Below are 18,068 nucleotides of genomic sequence, written 5' to 3' on the forward strand. Positions count from 1 at the left end.
TTCATGCTCCGTTGGCTCACCGCCGGTGAATCTCACGGCCCCGCTCTGGTGGCCACCCTGGAAGGACTTCCGGCCCACGTCCGGGTCACCTCCGACGACATCGCGCAGGCGCTGGCCCGGCGCCGGCTCGGCTATGGCCGCGGTGCCCGGATGAAGTTCGAGGCGGACGCGGTGACCATCCTCGGCGGGGTCCGGCACGGCGAGTCGCAGGGCGGGCCGGTCGCGATCCAGGTCGGCAACACCGAGTGGCCGAAGTGGGAAGACGTGATGTCGGCGGATCCGGTCGACCCGGCCGTGCTGGAGGGCCGCGCCCGCAACGCGCCGCTGACCCGGCCGCGGCCCGGGCACGCCGACCTGGCCGGCATGCAGAAGTACGACTTCGACGAGGCGCGGCCGATCCTGGAACGGGCCAGCGCCCGGGAGACCGCGGCCCGGGTCGCCATCGGCCGGGTCGCGCAGAACTTCCTCGAGCAGGCGTACGGGATCACGATCCTCAGCCACGTCGTCGAGCTCGGCACGGTCAGGGCGCCGTACGGGCTGCTGCCCAAGATCGCCGACCTGGCCGCGATCGACGAGAACCCGGTCCGCTGCTTCGACGCCGACGCCACCCAGGCGATGATCGCCGAGGTCGATGCCGCGCAGTCCGACGGCGACACCCTCGGCGGCGTGGTCGAGGTGCTGGCCTGGGGCCTGCCGCCGGGCCTCGGCTCGCACGTGCACGGCGACCGCCGGCTGGACGCCCAGCTGGCCGGAGCGCTGATGGGGATCCAGGCGATCAAGGGCGTCGAGGTCGGCGACGGCTTCGAACTGGCCCGGACCCGCGGCAGCGCGGCCCACGACGAGATCGTGCCCGGCCCGCACGGCCCGACCCGGGCCAGCCACCGGGCCGGCGGCACCGAGGGCGGGATGAGCACCGGCGAGGTGCTCCGGGTCCGGGCCGCGATGAAGCCGATCTCCACGGTGCCGCGGGCGCTGCGGACGATCGACGTCCGGACCGGCGAGGAGGCCGTCGCGCACCACCAGCGGTCCGACGTCTGCGCGGTCCCGGCGGCCGGCGTGGTCGCCGAGGCGATGGTCGCGCTGGTCGTCGCGAACGCCGCGCTGGAGAAGTTCGGCGGCGACTCGGTGGGGGAGACGCACCGCAACTACGAGGCGTACCTGAAGGCGATCGCCGACCGCGGGCTCGGGGTGAGCGGCTGATGCCGCCCGAGACCGTGACGGCCGAGGGCGGAGCCGCCGCCGCTCCGACGACGCCGACGATCGTCGTGATCGGCGCACCCGGTTCCGGGAAGTCGACCGTCGGCGCGCTGCTGGCGGACCGGCTCGGTGTGCCGTTCGGCGACGTCGACACCGTGATCGAGGAACGGGCCGGCAAGCCGATCGCGGAGATCTTCGCGGACGACGGCGAACCGGCCTTCCGCGAACTGGAGGCCGCGGTCACGCTGGAGCTGCTGGACCGGCCCGGGGTGCTGTCGCTCGGCGGCGGCGCCGTGACGTCGGTACGGATCCGGGAGGCGCTGGCCGGGCACCGGGTGATCTGGCTCAAGGTCACCGCCGGCACCGCGGCGCGGCGGGTCGGTCTGAACACGGCCCGGCCGCTGCTGCTCGGCAACGTGCACGGCACCCTGGTCAAGCTGCTCGCCGAACGCCAGCCGCTCTACGCCGCGGTCGCCACCGAGGAACTGGACACCGACGACCTGGACCCGGTCACCGTCGTCGAGCGGTTGCTCGAGGAATCGTCATGATCACCGAGATCGAGGTCGCCGCCGAGCAGCCGTACCAGGTGCTGGTCGGGCACGGACTGCTGGACCGGTTGCCGCCGCTGCTGACCGGGGCGACCCGGGTGGCGGTGCTGCATCCGCCGGCCCTGATCGGCGCCGCCGAACGGCTGGCGAAGGTGATCACCGACGCGGGCTGCGAGGTGACCCGGATCGACGTCGGGACCGGCGAGTCGGCGAAGACGGTCGAGATCGCCGCGATGTGCTGGTCGGTGCTCGGCAACGCCGGGTTCACCCGGTCCGACGTGATCATCGGCCTGGGCGGCGGGTCGACCACCGACCTGGCCGGCTTCGTGGCCGCGACCTGGCTGCGCGGGGTCGGCCTGATCACCGTACCGACGACAGTGCTGGGCATGGTCGACGCAGCCGTCGGCGGCAAGACCGGGATCAACACCGCCGAGGGGAAGAACCTGGTCGGCGCGTTCTGGGAGCCGCGCGGCGTGCTCTGCGATCTTGATCTGCTGGACGGGTTGCCCCGGGCCGAGGTGATCAGCGGTCTCGCCGAGGTGATCAAGTGCGGCTTCATCGCCGACCCGGTGATCTTGGAACGGGTCGAGGCCGACCCGGCCGCCGCCCGCGAGCTCGGCTCGCCGGTGCTGCGCGAGGTGATCGAGCGGTCCATCGACGTCAAGGCCAAGGTGGTCTCGGCCGACCTGCGCGAGTCGACCTCGGTGGGCGACCGGGTGGGTCGCGAGCTGGTCAACTACGGGCACACCCTGGGGCACGCGATCGAGCGCCGGGAGCACTACCGGTGGCGGCACGGCGAGGCGATCAGCATCGGCATGGTGTTCGTCGCCGAACTGTCCCGCCGGGCCGGCTATCTGGACGCCGAGACCGCGGCCCGGCACCGTGCGGTGCTCGGCGCGATCGGCCTGCCGACCAGCTACGCCGCCGACGCGTACGACGACCTGCTGGCCACCATGGCCGTGGACAAGAAGACCCGCGGCGGCACGCTCCGGTTCGTGATCCTGGAGTCGCTGGCCAAGGCCCGGATCCTGGCCGGCCCGGACCCGGACCTGCTGCGCGCCTCGTACCGGGCGATCGCGAGCTGATCGGCCGCCGCCGATCTTCCGGAGAATCCAGCGGCCCGGCCGGGCAGCTGGGATCGTGGTCGGCATGACCGATCACGCCGCCCTTGTCGACACCTGGGTGACCACGTTCAACGCCCAGGACGTCGCGGGCCATCTCGGCCTGCTGACCGAAGACTTCGCCTACCGGCTGCCCCGGTTCGGCCAGCAGACCGAGGGACTCGACGCCCACCGCCAGACCGTCGAGGGCTTCATCGCCGCCCTTCCCGACCGGACGATCACGCCGCGCACGTTGATCATCGACGGGGACGATGCCGCCCTCGTCTACACGTACCGCGGAACGAGCGCCGGCCTCCTCCCGGACCTGCTGCCGGCCGAGGGCGAGGAGTTCCTGCTCGAGGTGTGCGCCGTGCTGCGGTTCCGCGACGGGAAGCTGGCCGGCCAGGTCGACTACTGCTAGCCGGCCGATGACGCACACGTTCCCTGAGTCTGTCGAAGGGCAAGGCCGGCACTTCGACAGACTCAGTGCGCGTCCGGCACCAGCCTGCTAGACCTTCATGATCATTCCGGGATACTGCGCGAGGACCGGATCGCTGGTGATCAGGGTCAGCCCCTGGCGGCGGGCCTGGGCGACCAGGATTCGGTCGAAGGGGTCCTTGTGGTGCGGTGCCAGCTCCGCGACGTCCGCGGCGTGCTCACCTCGAACCGGCAGCTCGACGTACCCGGCATGAAGCAGGGCGCGATGAAAACCGAGCGCATCGACCAGGAAGTCCGAGCGGCCGAGCCCGGACTTGATCGCGATCTCCCAGATGCTCGCGACGCTGAAGTGCAACGCGTGGCCGGCATCCTCGATGATCGACCGGGCCGCTTCGGGCAGACGGTCCGGTTCGGCCGCCACCCAGAGCAGCAGCTGGGTGTCGAGCAGGTACCGCATCTACTCGGCACCGAAGACCTGCAGGATCTCGTCCCGGCCCAAGGCGTCGAAGTCCTCCGGCACCCGGAGTTGCCCGGACAGGAACCCGAGCCGCTGCTCGGCCACCGGGGCGTCGTCGAGTCCGGTCAGCTTCGCCAGCGGCCGCCCGGCCCGGGCGATCGTGATCGTTTCGCCTTGCGACGCCCGTTCGACCAGCTTGGAGAACTGGGTCTTCGCCTCGTGGATGTTCACCGTGGTCATCGCGACCTCCCGGACTTAGTCTGGTCGACTTAGTCCGGTCCGACTACCAGCTGTAGGTCACCTCGGCGGCACCCACGCGCCACCGCTGGGGATGCGAGGTGCCCAGCCAGTCCAGCGGCTCGATGCCGCCGGGGGACCCGCCGTCGAGGGCCAGCCGGATCGCGGCGCTGAGGTCGCTGTCGACCGCCTCGGTCCGGGACCGGGGATCGACCGAGACGAACAGGGCGGTGCCGGACCGGGCGACCAGGTCGAGGAACTGCCGGTTCTTCTCCCACGGAGTCTGTGGTGTCGCCGGGACGCAGTCGGCGTCGACGGTGAAGAACCGGTCCTGCTGGGCCAGCCGGAAGGCGAGCGTGTTGACCCCCATCTCCCGGGTCCGGGACCAGTCCCGGCCGGAGGTGTCGTCGCCGGTACGCTGCGCGTCGACCAGACCGGCGGCGAGGTGGCCGACGACGTTGCAGCCGAGCACGGTCGCCGCCCCGGCGGCCTCGCGGATCGCGGTGTAGAAGCGGACCAGCAGTTCGGCGTTGGTCAGCGACCGGTCGGCGAACGCCCAACCCTCGTCGGTCAGGTCCAGCGACATCCCGGGTCCCCAACGGGCGAACGTGTCGAAGGTCGAGAAGTCGTGCTTGAGGAACGTGAAGCCCCAGTCGACCAGGCGGGCCACGTCGGCCCGGACCAGGTCGATCACCTCGGGTCGGCTGAGATCGAGCGGCTGCTCGGGTACCGGCCGCGGCCCGGGCCGGAGCAGCGCCGGGTCCTCGACGGTGGTCAGCGCGGCCGGCCGGAACCAGATCCCCGGCTCGGCGCCGACCTCGCGGATCGCGGCGGCCAGTCCGGGCAGGTCGTCGAACAGGCCCGGGATCCCGTGCGTCCACGGGCCGCCGGGGGCGCCGCCGCCCTCCGACCAGCCGGCGTCGACCACGCCGTACGGCCGGACCGGGTGCCCGTCCGCCAGCTCGACGACGGTCCGGGCGTCGGCGATCACGTTCTCGGGCCCGAAGTCCTTGCCGTACGCGTAGTACCAGTTGTTGGCGCCGACCAGCGGCCGCCGAGCCGGGATCGGGTCGTCGCAGAGAGCGGCGCAGAGCCGCTGGTGCACCCGCCAGGGCGATTCGCGGGGCTCGCCGACGACGTGCACGATCGTCGCGGCATTGAGTTCGCGATCGCCCAGCAGCACGGGTGATCCGCCGTTGCGGACGTTGAGTTGCAGGGTCAGATCGCCGTCGCCGACCTCCCAGGCACAGAACGCCCCCGGCCGGACCCGGACGCCGACGCCGATCGTGACGTCGCCGGCCCGGGCCAGGAAGTACCAGGGCAGGATGCCGGTCGGGATCGGGCGCCAGGCCTGGTCGCCGTAGGTCCGTTCCCAGGCGTCGCCCAGCACCACCGTGCCCGGCGGCAGCGGGAACGGCCACCGCAACGCCACCCGGCTCACCTCGCCGGCCGACCTCAGCCGCACCGTCACGGCGCCGTCGTCATGATCAAGATCGACCCGGGCCGCCCCGGTGCCGAAGCCGGCTCCGGCGCGGGTCATCGGACTCGGCTGCCACCCGTCGGTGGCGATCAGGACGTCAACGGGCTGCTCGAACGCCGGCACCATCGCAGCAGCCTATCCAGGGGTGGGGAAGCGCGGATCGCGGGCATAGTCCTCGATCCGGAGCCCGAGGGCCTCGGCCACCTGACCGGGGGCGTCGTCGCCGACCAGCAGCCGGAGCCGCCCGTCGGCCGGGTTCGCGACGTGATCGATGATCACCCGCGCCGCGTCCGCGGGCGGCATCCCGCCGCCGGTGCCGTCGGTGGCCCACGGGACGTCGGCGGTGCCGAAGAGTTCGAGCCGGGAGTCCTGGTAGGCGGGATCCGGGGTGGCGAACCGCAGGCTGCCGGTGGCCCAGGCGGTGTCGATACCGCCGAGTTCGGCGATCGTCACCCGGATCCCGAACCGTGCGACCTCGGCCGCCAGCGCACCGCTGAAGCCCTCCAGTCCCCACTTCGCTGCGTTGTAGAGGCCGAAGAACGGCATCGTGCCGGCGGCGCCGACGGTCGAGATCTGCACGATGTGACCCGAGCCCTGGTCCCGCAGCACCGGCAGCGCCGCCCGGGTCAGCCAGAGCGGCCCGAGCAGGTCGGTGTCGATGATCTCCCGGGCCTCGGCCTCGGTGATCTCCTCGGTCGCGCCGACCAGTCCGTAGCCGGCGTTGTTGACCAGCACGTCGAGTCGGCCGCCCACCTCGACGGCGCGGGCCACGGCCGACGCCGCGGCGTCATGATCACGCACGTCCAGCCGGTGCAGGACGATCCGGTCGTGCTCCGGCAGGGTGTGCTCGCCGCGGACCGTCGCGACCACCGTGTCGCCCGCGTCGGCAGCGGCGACGGCCAGGGCGCGCCCCAGACCTCGGCCGGCGCCGGTGATCAACCAGGTTCGCGAAGGTGCCATGGCCGGCACGCTACCCGCGGTCAGGCCGGGCGCGGGTCGGTGGCCAGGATGGACATGATCAACTCGTCGTGCCACTCGCCGTCCCAGTAGAGGGCGTCCCGGTGCCGGCCCTCGAGGACGAAGCCGAGCTTGGCGTAGGACGCCTGGGCCCGCGGATTGAACGCGTACACGCCGAGGCTGATCCGGTGCAGGCCGAGCACGCCGAGCCCGAAGTTGATCACCGCGCGGCCGGCCTCGGTGCCGTAGCCCTGGCCGTAGAAGGCGCTGCCGTACAAGGAGATCCGGTAGTTCATCGACTGGTTGTCGACATCCAGGTCGTTCAGCACGACCTCGCCGATCACCTTCTCGTCGTCGGTCCGGACGATCGCCCAGTCGGCCCGGTCCGCGGCGCCGGGCAGCTTGGCGGCCCAGTCGCGGAGCTGCTGCTCGGTGAACCGCGCATGGGTCCCGGTCAACCGGCGCCCTTCCTCGTCGCCGTTGGCGTTGTCGGCGATCAGGGCCTCGGCGTGCTCCGGCCCGAACTGGGTCAGGCGCAGTCGCTCGGTCCGCAGCTCCGGTTGCCGAGCCAAGAGTTGGGTACGAATCACGCGGCAAGGCTAGTGCCCTCCGCCGGGCCTCCGACACCCGTGTCGGCGCCCTGAAGCGGCGATCTGCTGCGTTGTCGTCGGTCGACGTATGACCCGATACGCCTTCCTCCTCCGCCTGGCAGCTCACCACTTCAGCCCACCGACACGAATGCCGGATTCCCGGCGGAGGGCACTAGACTGACCCACTGCCCGGTCGCACCCGGGTTTGCCCCTTTACTCGCAAGAACAAGAAGGAACGCGCGTGGTCTCAACCAACGACCTGAAGAACGGCATGGTGCTCGACCTGGACGGCCAGCTCTGGACCGTGCTGTGGTTCCAGCATCACAAGCCCGGCAAGGGCAACACCGTGGTGCGGAGCAAGCTGAAGAACGTCCTCTCCGGCAAGATCGTCGACAAGACGTTCAACTCCGACACCAAGGTGGACACCGCGACGGTCGACCGGCGGGACATGCAGTACCTGTACCACGACGGTGCGGGCTTCGTGTTCATGGACCTCACCACGTACGAGCAGCTGTCGATCCCCGACGCCGTCGTCGGCGACGCGAAGAACTACCTGCTCGAGGAGCAGACGGCCACCGTCGCGATCCACGAGGGCAACCCCCTGTACATCGACCTGCCGGCCTCGGTCGAGCTGGAGATCACGTACACCGAGCCGGGCCTGCAGGGCGACCGCAGCACCGGCGGCACCAAGCCGGCGACGCTGGAGACCGGACTGCAGGTGCAGGTGCCGCTCTTCGTCACCAATGGCGAGAAGGTCAAGGTGGACACCCGGACCGGCGATTACCTCGGCCGGATCGGCAGCTGATCGCCTCCATGTCCGCCCGCAGCAAGGCCCGGAAACGCGCGCTCGACATCCTGTTCGAATCGGAGTTGCGTGCCCGGGATCCGCTGGAGACCCTGGCCGAACGGACCGCGGACGCCGATCCGCCGGTCCGCGACTACACCCGGGAACTGATCGAGGGCGTGGTCGCCCACGCGAGTGAGATCGACGAGCGGATCGTCGGTGCTCTGGCCGGCGGCTGGAGCCTGCAGCGGATGCCGCGGGTCGACCGCAACACGGTCCGGCTGGCGGTGCTCGAGATCGACTACCTGGACGTGCCCGACTCGGTCGCCGTCTCCGAGGCGCTGACCCTGGTCGGCGACCTGTCGACCGACGACTCGCCCGCCTACGTCAACGGCCTGCTGGGCAAGATCGTCGCGACCAAGCCGGCTCCGACCCCGGACTGAACCGGCGGCACACCCGCTCAGATCCGACGCAACCGCCGCCCTCGGCCCCGAATCGGGGCTCGAAGACGGCGGTTGCGTCGAATCTGGGCGGTTCAGCCGAGCGGCGCGTCCCGCAGCCGGTCGCCGACCTCGTCGCGCAGCTTCTCCTCGACCTTGCGCAGCTGCTCGATCCGCGACTCCAGGTCGGCCAGCTCCGTCTTCGCCTCGGTGAGCATCCGCTCGGCGTCCCGCTGGGCCTGCGTCGTCACCCGGTCGGCGGTCCGCTGGCTGTTCACCAGCAGGCCGTACTCGTAGGACCGGAGCTCGTTGCCGCCGACGCCGTCCCGGCCCAGCGAGGCCGCCTCGTTCGGCTCGGCCAGGCTGTCCCGGACCGCGGCCAGTGCCTGGTGGAAGTCGCCGATCGCGGTGTCGATCCGGCCCTCCAACTCGTCCAGCGCGGTCCGGACCTTGTCGACGGCCTCGTCGGAGGCCTTCGCCTGGTCCCGGGAGCTGGCCTGGGCCGCCGCCAGGACGTCGAGCGCGGCGACCGAGATCCGTTCGGTCGGATCGTCCAGTGCCTCGGGCAGGAACGGCTTCCCGGGCTCCGTGTCGTCCGGGTCCTGGGCGGGCTTCGCCGAGGAACCGGCAGCGGCGGCAGCCTCTGCGCGGACGGATTCGGCCTCGGCCACGGGTACGGCCGCCGGGGCGAGCGGAACCTCCGCCGAGGCGACGGCCACGTCAGCCGGCGTCACGGTGGCGACCCCGCCGGTCGCACCGGCCTGGGCGGCGGTGCCGCCCAGCTGCGGCGCCGGGCCGTCCGGCTCCGCCGCGGCCGGCTGCTTGACCAGCTCGACCGTGGTGCGCAGCGGCACCTCGCGGACCAGGATCACCGCGATCAGCGCGACCACGGCCACGATCGCCGCGATCTGGAAGATGTGCCCGGTCGCGTCGCCGTACGCGGCCCGGACGATCTCCAGCACGGCCGGCGGCAGCTGGGAGAAGTCCAGGGTCAGGTTGCCGCCGCCGCCCGGGATCTGGATCCCGTGGCTGGCCAGGCCCGCGGTGACGTCGGTCTTCACCTGGGCCGCGAGCACCGCGCCCAGCACCGAGACGCCGATCGCGCCGCCGAGGGTCCGGAAGAAGGCCAGCGTCGCCGAGGCGGCGCCGATGTCGCGGACGTCGATGGTGTTCTGCACCGCGAGCACGATGTTCTGCATCATCGCGCCCATGCCGAGGCCCATCAGCGCCATGTAGACCCAGGTCTGCCAGTCCGGCGTGGTGTGGGTGATCGTGCCGAAGCCGGCCAGGCCGGCGACCAGCAGGATGCCGCCGCCGATCAGGAAGCCCTTCCAGCGCCCGGTCCGGGTGATGATCTGGCCGGAGATCGTCGAGGAGAGCAGCATCGCCGTCATCAGCGGGATGATCATCAAGCCGGCGTGCGTCGGCGTGTAGCCCTTGGCCAGCTGGAAGTACTGACCGAGGAAGGTGGCTCCGCCGAACATCCCGATGCCGACCGCCGCGCTGGCGATGATCATCAGCGCCGCGGTCCGGTTGCTCAGCACCCGCAGCGGCACCAGCGGTTCCTTGACCCGCAGCTCGACGATGATCGCGATCGTGATCAGGATCGCGGTGGCGCCGAGGAAGGCCAGCGTCTCCCAGGACCACCAGGCGTACTCGGTGCCGGCGAAGGTCACCCAGAGCAGCGGCAGGCTGGCCCCGACGGAGATCAGCAGCGCACCGACGTAGTCGATCTTGACCGGCCGCCGCAGCGTCGGCACCCGCAGGGTCCGCTGCAGCACGATCAGCGAGATGATCGCCAGCGGTACGCAGACGAAGAAGCACCAGCGCCAGCCGAGGGCGCTGTCCACGATGAAGCCGCCGAGCAACGGGCCGGAGACCGTGCTGACCGCCATCACCGCGCCCATGTAGCCGGAGTACCGGCCGCGTTCCCGGGGCGCGATGATCGAGGCCATGATCGCCTGGACCAGTGCGGTCAGTCCGCCCATGCCGAGTCCCTGCAGGACCCGGAACCCGATCAGCCACGGCACCGTCGTCGCGAAGCCGGCGGCGACCGAGCCGATCACGAAGATCCCGATCGACAGCTGGATCAGCAGCTTCTTGTTGAACAGGTCGGACAGCTTGCCCCAGATCGGCGTGCTCACCGTGGTCGCCAGCAGCGACGCGGTGATCACCCAGGTGTACTGACGTTGGGTGCCGTTGAGATCACCGATGATCACCGGCAGTGCGGTCGCGACGATGTTGGAGGAGATCATCGCGGTGAACAGTGCGGCCAGCATCCCGGTCAGCGATTCCAGGATCCGGCGATGGCTCATCGCCTGCGGCTGCGGCATCCGTTGCTCGGCAACGGCGGTGGTGGACATGGGTGGAGAAGTTCCGTTCTGGTGAGGGGTTCGTCGGCCGGTCGATCAGGCCGGCACGGCCTGGGCGGTGGACTGGTTCGGCGGCGGGGGAGGCGGCTCGGCCCGTTCGGCCGGAGGTTGCAGGAGTTCGTCGGCGTGGGCCTGGATGGTGGCCTCCAGCCGCCGCATCAGGGTCGTCATGGTGGCGATGTCCTCCTCGGGCCAGTCCTGGAGCAGGCGTTCGATCTTGGCCTGGATCAGTTCGCGGCGTTGGGCCAGCCGGGCCCGGCCGGCCTCGGTCAGCGCCAGTCGGAACGAGCGGGCGTCGTTCGGGTCGAGCCGGCGCTCGATCTGCCCGTCGCGTTCCAGCGGCACCAGGGCTCGGGACACCACCGACGGCGCGATCTGCAGCTCCGCCGCGAGGTCGCCGGGCCGCCGGTCGCCGTCGGCGAGCAGCTTGATGATGCCGAACGGGGTGCCGCTGAAGCCCAGCTCCTCGGTCTGCCGGTGGTTCAGGGCCCGCGCGGTACGGATCAGTTGGCCGAACGTCTCGAGCAGCTCGACGGTCGGGGTCCGTTCCAGCCCGGCCGGATGCGGCGACCCGGGGTCGGGTCGCGGAGCCTGCGGGTCGGACACGTCCGCCATTGGGCGTGAGGAAGAACTGGACACGGTGGTGGCTCCCGAAGCGAGTTGTTTACTTAGCGAATGAAACTATATCGCGAATGTTTTCATAGGGCAACTATCGCTTCCGTGGCAGGGTCGTGCGTGACGCAGAACACTGGTGTGCCACTGATACGCTGCTACGGATCTCGCCAACCTTTAAGACCTGTCCCGTGAGGCAGGAAAGGACGGTCATGCCCGAATCGCCTTCGCGCGCGCCCGCAGACCCCACCTCCGGAGCCGACACTCCGGCACTCCTCGTGCTCGAGGACGGCACCACCTTCCGGGGCCGAGCCTTCGGCGCGGTGGGGGAGACCTTCGGAGAGGCGGTGTTCTCGACCGGGATGTCCGGTTACCAGGAGACGCTGACCGACCCGAGCTACCACCGTCAGGTCGTGATCGCGACCGCGCCGCACATCGGCAACACCGGCTGGAACGACGAGGACGACGAGTCCGGCAAGATCTGGGTCGCCGGGTACGTGGTCCGCGACCCGGCCCGGGTCCCCTCGAACTGGCGCGCCCGGCGCAGCCTGACCGACGAGCTCGAGGCGCAGGGCATCGTCGGCGTCAGCGACATCGACACCCGCGCGCTGACCCGGCACCTGCGCGAGCGGGGTGCGATGCGGGTCGGCATCTCCAGCACCGGCGCCTCGCCGGACGAGTTGCTGGAACGGGTCAAGGCGTCGCCGTCGATGCACGGCGCGCACCTGGCCGACGAGGTGACCGCGACCGAGCCGTACCTGGTGCCGGCGAAGGGTGAGGCCCGGTTCCGGGTCGCCGCCGTCGACCTCGGGATCAAGGCGATGACGCCGCAGCGGATGGCCGAACGCGGCATCGACGTGCACGTCGTCCCGTCCACGATCACGTATGACGAACTGCTGGCGCTGCAGCCGGACGGGGTCTTCTTCTCCAACGGTCCCGGCGATCCGTCGGCGGCGACCGGCCCGATCGCCCTGCTGCGCCGGGCGCTGGCCGACGGGCTGCCGTACTTCGGCATCTGCTTCGGCCACCAGGTCTTCGGCCGGGCCCTCGGCTACGGCACCTACAAGCTCGGGTACGGCCATCGCGGGATCAACCAGCCGGTGATGGACCTGACCACCCGGCGGGTCGAGATCACCGCGCACAACCACGGGTTCGCCGTCGAGGCGGATCCGGACGAGGTCCGCGAGACTCCGTACGGAAAGGCTTCGGTGAGCCATCTCTGCCTGAACGACCAGGTCGTCGAGGGCGTCCAGCTGAACGACGCCGACGGCAACCTGATCGCCTTCTCGGTGCAGTACCACCCCGAGGCGGCGGCCGGCCCGCACGACGCGGACTACCTGTTCGACCGCTTCATCGAAGTGATGGAGCGCAAGGCCGGAGGTGATCACTGATGCCGCGGCGCAACGACATCTCCTCGGTGCTGGTGATCGGCTCCGGCCCGATCGTGATCGGCCAGGCCTGCGAGTTCGACTACTCCGGCACCCAGGCCTGCCGGGTGCTCCGGGCCGAGGGCTTCCGGGTGATCCTGGTCAATTCCAACCCGGCGACGATCATGACCGACCCGGAGTTCGCCGACGCGACGTACGTCGAGCCGATCACGCCGGAGTACGTGGAGCAGGTGATCGCCAAGGAGCGGCCGGACGCGCTGCTGGCCACGCTGGGCGGCCAGACCGCGCTGAACACCGCGATCGCGCTGCACGAGCGCGGCGTGCTCAAGCAGTACGGCGTGGAGCTGATCGGCGCCTCGGTCGAGGCGATCCAGCGCGGCGAGAACCGGGAGACGTTCAAGACGATCGTCGAGGGCCTGACCGGGATCGCCGGCGGACCGGGCGAGGTGGCCCGCAGCATCATCTGCCACTCGATGGACGATGTGCTGGCGGCCGCTGATGATCTTGGTTACCCGCTGGTGGTGCGACCCAGCTTCACCATGGGCGGCGTCGGCTCCGGCTTCGCCCACGACGAGCATGATCTTCGCCGGATCGCCGGCGCCGGCCTGTCCGCCAGCCCGACCACCGAGGTGCTGATCGAGGAATCGATCCTCGGCTGGAAGGAGTACGAGCTGGAGGTGATGCGGGACGCCTCGGACAACGTGGTGATCGTCTGCTCGATCGAGAACCTCGACCCGATGGGCGTGCACACCGGCGACTCGATCACCGTCGCGCCCGCGATGACCCTGACCGACCGCGAGTACCAGCGGATGCGCGATGTCGCGATCGGCATCATCCGCGATGTCGGTGTCGACACCGGCGGCTGCAACATCCAGTTCGCGATCAATCCGGAGGACGGCCGGATGATCGTGATCGAGATGAACCCGCGGGTGTCCCGGTCCAGCGCGCTGGCCTCCAAGGCGACCGGCTTCCCGATCGCCAAGATCGCCGCCAAGCTGGCCATCGGCTACACGCTGGACGAGATCCCCAACGACATCACCCGGGAGACCCCGGCGTCGTTCGAGCCGACCCTGGACTACGTCGTCGTCAAGGTGCCCCGGTTCGCCTTCGAGAAGTTCCCCTCCGCCGACTCCACGCTGACCACGCACATGAAGAGCGTCGGCGAGGCGATGGCGATCGGCCGGAACTTCACCGAGGCGCTCGGCAAGGCGCTGCGCAGCCTGGAGGATTCCCGGGCCCCGTTCGACTTCGCGAACCCGGTCACGGAGTCCGTCACCGACCTGCTGGAGCGGGCGGCCCGGCCGCACGACGGCCGGCTCGGCCTGGTGATCAAGGCGCTGCGGGCCGGCGCGACGCCGGAACAGGTGCACGAGTCGACCAAGATCGATCCCTGGTTCATCGACCAGTTGATCTTGCTCACCGAGATCGCCGAGACGATCAAGGACGCGCCCGAGCTGACGCCGGAGCTGATCCTGCTGGCCAAGCGGCACGGCTTCTCCGACGCCCAGCTGGCGGCGTTGCGCCGGCTCAGCGAGGACGTCGTCCGCGGCGTCCGGTGGGCGCTCGGGGTGCGGCCGGTCTACAAGACCGTGGACACCTGTGCCGCCGAGTTCGCGGCCCGGACGCCGTACCACTACAGCTCGTACGACTTCGAGACCGAGGTCGCGCCGCGGACCAGGCCGGCGGTGCTGATCCTGGGCAGCGGGCCGAACCGGATCGGGCAGGGGATCGAGTTCGACTACTCCTGCGTGCACGCCTCGATGGCGCTCTCCGAGGCGGGCTACGAGACGATCATGGTCAACTGCAACCCGGAGACCGTGTCGACCGACTACGACACCTCGGACCGGCTCTACTTCGAGCCGCTGACCTGCGAGGACGTTCTCGAGGTCGTGCATGCCGAGGCCAAGGCCGGGCCGATCGCCGGCGTGATCGTCCAGCTCGGCGGGCAGACCCCGCTCCGGCTGGCCCAGGCGCTCAAGGACGCCGGGGTGCCGATCGTCGGCACCAGCCCGGAGGCGATCCATCTGGCCGAGGAGCGCGGCGCGTTCGGCGAGGTGCTCGCCGAGGCCGATCTGCCCGCGCCGAAGCACGGACTGGCCCGCTCCTTCGCCGAGGCGAAGCGGGTCGCCGACGAGATCGGCTACCCGGTGCTGGTGCGTCCCTCGTACGTGCTCGGCGGCCGGGGCATGGAGATCGTCTACGACGAGGCCTCGCTGGGGTCCTACATCGCCCGGGCGACCGAGGTGTCGCCGGCCCACCCGGTGCTGGTCGACCGGTTCCTGGACGACGCGGTGGAGATCGACGTCGACGCCCTGTACGACGGCACGGAGCTCTATCTGGGCGGCGTGATGGAGCACATCGAGGAGGCCGGGGTGCACTCCGGCGACTCGGCCTGTGCGCTGCCGCCGATCACCCTCGGCGCGGCCGTGATGGAACGGATCCGGACCTCGACCGAGGCGATCGCCCGCGGCGTCGGAGTGCGCGGCCTGATCAACATCCAGTACGCCCTCGCCGGCGACACGCTCTACGTCCTGGAGGCGAACCCGCGGGCGTCCCGGACGGTCCCGTTCGTGTCCAAGGCAACCGGCACCCAGCTGGCCAAGGCGGCCGCCCGGATCATGCTCGGCTCCTCCGTCGCGGACCTGCGTGGTGAGGGCCTGCTCCGGCGCGAGGGCGACGGCAGCGTGGACCGGCCGGGCGGCGCGATCGCGGTCAAGGAGGCGGTGATGCCGTTCAACCGCTTCCGTACCGTCGAGGGAATCTCGGTCGACACCATCCTCGGCCCGGAGATGAAGTCCACCGGCGAGGTGATGGGGCTCGACCACGAGTTCGGCACCGCGTTCGCGAAGAGCCAGGTGGCCGCGTTCGGTCCGCTGCCGACCAAGGGCACGGTCTTCGTCTCGGTGGCCAACCGGGACAAGCGGCACGTGATCTTTCCGGTCAAGCGGCTGGCCGACCTCGGCTTCCACATCCTCGCGACCACCGGCACCGCGTCCATGCTGCGCCGGCACGGCGTCGCCGTCACCTCGGTCCGCAAGCACACCCAGGGCCCCGGCCCGAGCGGCGAGAAGACGATCGTCCAGGCGATCCTGGACGGCGAGGTGGACCTGATCTTCAACACGCCGCACGGGCTGAGCGAGGACGGCCGGCCGCGCTACGACGGGTACGAGATCAGAACCGCGGCGGTGCTGCGCAACATCCCGTGCGTGACCACGGTGCAGGGCTTGGCCGCGGCGGTGCAGGGGATCGAGTCGGTCCGGACCGGGATCCTCTCGGTGCGCTCGCTGCAGTCCTGGTCGGCCGAGCTGGACCGGTGAGCGCCATGTACCGGCGGCTGGTGCGGCCGGTGCTGTTCTCCATGGCGGGCGGTGACGCCGAGGCCGTCCACGAACGCACCCTGGCCCTGATCGAACGCGTCGGGGCGTCGCCGGTGTTGCGCCGCCTGGTCCGGCTGGCGCTGGACCGGCGCGGCGAACCGGTCCGGGTCGCCGGGATCGACTTCCCGGGCCGGGTCGGCCTGGCCGCCGGCCTGGACAAGGACGGCCGGGCCGTGCTCGCCTGGTCGGCGCTCGGCTTCTCACACGCCGAACTCGGCACCGTCACCGCACGGGCCCAACCCGGCAACGACCGGCCCCGGCTGTTCCGGCTGCCGGCCAGCGAGGCGATCATCAACCGGATGGGCTTCAACAACGCCGGGGCCGAGGTCCTGGCCCGGCGGCTGGCGGCGGCCGGCGTCTGGCGCGGCAACGGCGTGGCCGGGATGCCGATCGGGATCTCGCTCGGCAAGACCAAGATCACGCCGCTGGAGCAGGCGACGGAGGACTACCTGACCTCCTACCGGCTGCTGGCGCCGCACGCCGACTACGTCGCGATCAACGTGTCCAGCCCGAACACGCCGGGCCTGCGCACGCTGCAGGAGGCCGGCGCCCTGCGCGACCTGCTCAGCGCGATCCGCTCGGCCGGCCAGTTCCGCCCGGTGCCCGTCTTCGTCAAGGTCGCGCCCGACCTCACCGAGGACGCGCTCGAGGAACTGCTCGGCGTCTGCACCGAGTGCGGCGTCAGCGGCCTGATCGCGACCAACACGACGCTCGCCCGGGACGGGATCCGCTACGCCGACCTCGGGCTGGCCGCCGAGGCGGGCGGGCTGTCCGGAGCCCCGCTGACCCGGCGGGCACGTGCCGTCGTCGCGTTCCTGACCGAACGCACGACGCTGCCGGTGATCGGCGTCGGCGGCATCCTGACCGCGGACGACGCGCGGGCGATGTTCGACGCCGGGGCGGCGCTGGTGCAGCTCTACACCGGCTTCATCTATGCCGGCCCGGGGTTGATCCGGGCGATCGACAAGGGGCCCAGCCGGGTCACGGCGGGGCGCGGCCGGCGCGCCCTCACGACCGGCTCTCGGAGAGAGGAATCGTCATGACGGCACCGTACGGACAGCGACTGACAGCCGCGGTCGGCGAACGGGGCGCCCTGTGCGTCGGCGTCGATCCGCACCCCGGCCTGCTGGACCGGTGGGACCTGCCGCGCGACGCCGCCGGCCTGGAGCGGTTCGCCCGCGGGGTGATCGAGGCGCTCGGCGAGACGGTCGCGGTGTTCAAGCCGCAGTCGGCCTTCTTCGAGGCGTACGGCTCGGCCGGGATCGCCGTTCTGGAACTGGTGCTGGCCGACATCGCCCAGGCCGGCGCGATCTCGCTGCTGGACGTGAAGCGCGGCGACATCGGCTCCACCATGGACGCCTACGCCGCGGCCTACCTGGCCGACGGCTCCACCCTCGCGGCGGACGCGATCACCGTCGCCCCGTACGTCGGCGTGGAGACGTTCGCCGCGACCGCCGACCTGGCCGAGAAGCACGGTCGCGGCATCTACGTGCTGGCGCTGACCAGCAATCCGGAGGCCCCGGCCCAGCAGCAGGCGCGGCTGGACGGCGGACTCAGCGTCGCCGAGACCGTGCTCGACTGGGCGGCCGCGCGTAACGCCGAGGCCGGCCCGCTCGGCTCGGTCGGTCTCGTCGTCGGCGCCACCATCGAACCGCCGGGCCTGGACTTCACCCGGCTGAACGGTTCGATCCTGGCCCCGGGCGTCGGCGCCCAGGGCGGCGAGCCGGAACACCTGCCGGCGATCTTCGGCGCGGCGACCCCACTGGTGCTGCCGTCGGCCAGCCGAGAGGTCCTCGCCGCGGGCCCCGACCCCGAGTCGCTCCGCCGCGTCGCCGCCGCCCTGAACGCCCGGATCGCCGCCATCCGCTGACCCTGCCGTATCCCGTCCGGCTGTGCTCGCACCGGGCCGGCGGACCGGCCGTTCGACGCCTCCGGACACGCCGATGGCCGCCCGGTCAGGCGGGAGGTTACCGGGGTGTCACAGGTCTGGTGGGTCGGGTGAACTCGGCGGGCGCCTTGCTATAGGTTTCCCCCTGACCCACCGCAGTGCCCGCCGCACCGATCTTGATCACGCCGCAGCGATGTTGATCA

Annotated in this window: 17 protein-coding genes; 10 read left to right on the forward strand and 7 right to left on the reverse strand. The window is 71.2% G+C overall.

The window, feature by feature from the left end; all coding sequences use genetic code 11:
• The first annotated feature begins 3 nt into the window (after positions 1 to 3).
• The 4 genes from aroC (at position 4) to AC6CCG_RS17850 (ending at position 3,266) form a co-directional block, all read left to right on the forward strand.
• Positions 4 to 1,200 carry a chorismate synthase gene (aroC, locus tag AC6CCG_RS17835; RefSeq protein ID WP_496655939.1) on the forward strand — a complete coding sequence of 399 codons (1,197 nt, stop codon included), beginning with the start codon at positions 4 to 6 and terminating at the stop codon, positions 1,198 to 1,200.
• Positions 1,200 to 1,745, forward strand: coding sequence for a shikimate kinase (locus AC6CCG_RS17840; RefSeq protein ID WP_496655940.1), 546 nt, complete (start codon positions 1,200 to 1,202; stop codon positions 1,743 to 1,745). The genes aroC and AC6CCG_RS17840 overlap by 1 nt, the downstream gene beginning before the upstream one ends.
• Positions 1,742 to 2,830: a 3-dehydroquinate synthase gene (gene aroB, locus AC6CCG_RS17845; RefSeq protein ID WP_496655941.1), complete on the forward strand. Its 1,089-nt coding sequence runs from the start codon at positions 1,742 to 1,744 to the stop codon at positions 2,828 to 2,830. The genes AC6CCG_RS17840 and aroB overlap by 4 nt, the downstream gene beginning before the upstream one ends.
• Positions 2,831 to 2,894: 64 nt before the next feature.
• Positions 2,895 to 3,266, forward strand: a complete 372-nt coding sequence (locus tag AC6CCG_RS17850) for a nuclear transport factor 2 family protein (RefSeq protein ID WP_496655942.1) — start codon at positions 2,895 to 2,897, stop codon at positions 3,264 to 3,266.
• Positions 3,267 to 3,353: 87 nt separating this feature from the next.
• Here the strand turns inward: AC6CCG_RS17850 and AC6CCG_RS17855 are convergent, their stop codons facing one another.
• From AC6CCG_RS17855 to AC6CCG_RS17875, 5 genes are read right to left on the reverse strand one after another with little or no spacing between them, the layout of a single operon-like run.
• Positions 3,354 to 3,740, reverse strand: a complete 387-nt coding sequence (locus tag AC6CCG_RS17855) for a type II toxin-antitoxin system VapC family toxin (protein ID WP_496655943.1) — start codon at positions 3,738 to 3,740, stop codon at positions 3,354 to 3,356.
• On the reverse strand, positions 3,741 to 3,980 hold the full coding sequence (locus tag AC6CCG_RS17860; RefSeq protein WP_496655944.1) for a type II toxin-antitoxin system Phd/YefM family antitoxin: 240 nt from the start codon (positions 3,978 to 3,980) through the stop codon (positions 3,741 to 3,743).
• 43 nt (positions 3,981 to 4,023) lie between these two features.
• Positions 4,024 to 5,583 carry an alpha-amylase family protein gene (locus tag AC6CCG_RS17865; protein ID WP_496655945.1) on the reverse strand — a complete coding sequence of 520 codons (1,560 nt, stop codon included), beginning with the start codon at positions 5,581 to 5,583 and terminating at the stop codon, positions 4,024 to 4,026.
• 9 nt (positions 5,584 to 5,592) lie between these two features.
• Positions 5,593 to 6,417, reverse strand: coding sequence for an SDR family NAD(P)-dependent oxidoreductase (locus tag AC6CCG_RS17870; protein ID WP_496655946.1), 825 nt, complete (start codon positions 6,415 to 6,417; stop codon positions 5,593 to 5,595).
• Between the two features lie 20 nt (positions 6,418 to 6,437).
• Complete coding sequence (locus AC6CCG_RS17875) at positions 6,438 to 7,004, reverse strand: GNAT family N-acetyltransferase (RefSeq protein WP_496655947.1); 567 nt, start codon at positions 7,002 to 7,004, stop codon at positions 6,438 to 6,440.
• Between the two features lie 241 nt (positions 7,005 to 7,245).
• Here AC6CCG_RS17875 and efp point away from each other — a divergent pair, with 241 nt between their 5' ends.
• Both efp and nusB read left to right on the forward strand, forming a co-directional pair.
• Positions 7,246 to 7,809: an elongation factor P gene (gene efp, locus AC6CCG_RS17880; RefSeq protein ID WP_496655948.1), complete on the forward strand. Its 564-nt coding sequence runs from the start codon at positions 7,246 to 7,248 to the stop codon at positions 7,807 to 7,809.
• A gap of 8 nt (positions 7,810 to 7,817) precedes the next feature.
• The gene (gene nusB, locus AC6CCG_RS17885) at positions 7,818 to 8,231 is read left to right on the forward strand and encodes a transcription antitermination factor NusB (protein WP_496655949.1); all 414 of its coding nucleotides are present in this window, start codon (positions 7,818 to 7,820) and stop codon (positions 8,229 to 8,231) included.
• A gap of 92 nt (positions 8,232 to 8,323) precedes the next feature.
• Here the strand turns inward: nusB and AC6CCG_RS17890 are convergent, their stop codons facing one another.
• Positions 8,324 to 10,591, reverse strand: coding sequence for an MFS transporter (locus tag AC6CCG_RS17890; protein ID WP_496655950.1), 2,268 nt, complete (start codon positions 10,589 to 10,591; stop codon positions 8,324 to 8,326).
• A gap of 45 nt (positions 10,592 to 10,636) precedes the next feature.
• Positions 10,637 to 11,206: a MarR family winged helix-turn-helix transcriptional regulator gene (locus AC6CCG_RS17895; protein ID WP_496655951.1), complete on the reverse strand. Its 570-nt coding sequence runs from the start codon at positions 11,204 to 11,206 to the stop codon at positions 10,637 to 10,639.
• A gap of 218 nt (positions 11,207 to 11,424) precedes the next feature.
• On the opposite strand from AC6CCG_RS17895, the gene carA reads away from it, so the two are divergent.
• From carA to pyrF, 4 genes are read left to right on the forward strand one after another with little or no spacing between them, the layout of a single operon-like run.
• Positions 11,425 to 12,603, forward strand: coding sequence for a glutamine-hydrolyzing carbamoyl-phosphate synthase small subunit (gene carA, locus AC6CCG_RS17900; RefSeq protein WP_496655952.1), 1,179 nt, complete (start codon positions 11,425 to 11,427; stop codon positions 12,601 to 12,603).
• The gene (gene carB, locus AC6CCG_RS17905) at positions 12,603 to 15,917 is read left to right on the forward strand and encodes a carbamoyl-phosphate synthase large subunit (protein WP_496655954.1); all 3,315 of its coding nucleotides are present in this window, start codon (positions 12,603 to 12,605) and stop codon (positions 15,915 to 15,917) included. Before carA ends, carB begins: the two co-directional genes overlap by 1 nt.
• A 5-nt stretch (positions 15,918 to 15,922) precedes the next feature.
• A complete protein-coding gene (locus AC6CCG_RS17910) occupies positions 15,923 to 17,020 on the forward strand; it encodes a quinone-dependent dihydroorotate dehydrogenase (RefSeq protein WP_496656288.1) in 1,098 nt (365 codons plus the stop codon).
• Positions 17,017 to 17,847 (forward strand): orotidine-5'-phosphate decarboxylase, encoded by an 831-nt coding sequence (gene pyrF / locus AC6CCG_RS17915; RefSeq protein ID WP_496655955.1) that lies wholly within the window; start codon positions 17,017 to 17,019, stop codon positions 17,845 to 17,847. The genes AC6CCG_RS17910 and pyrF overlap by 4 nt, the downstream gene beginning before the upstream one ends.
• The last annotated feature ends 221 nt before the right edge of the window (positions 17,848 to 18,068 follow it).

It is taken from the genome of Microlunatus sp. YIM B11417 (assembly GCF_059617205.1).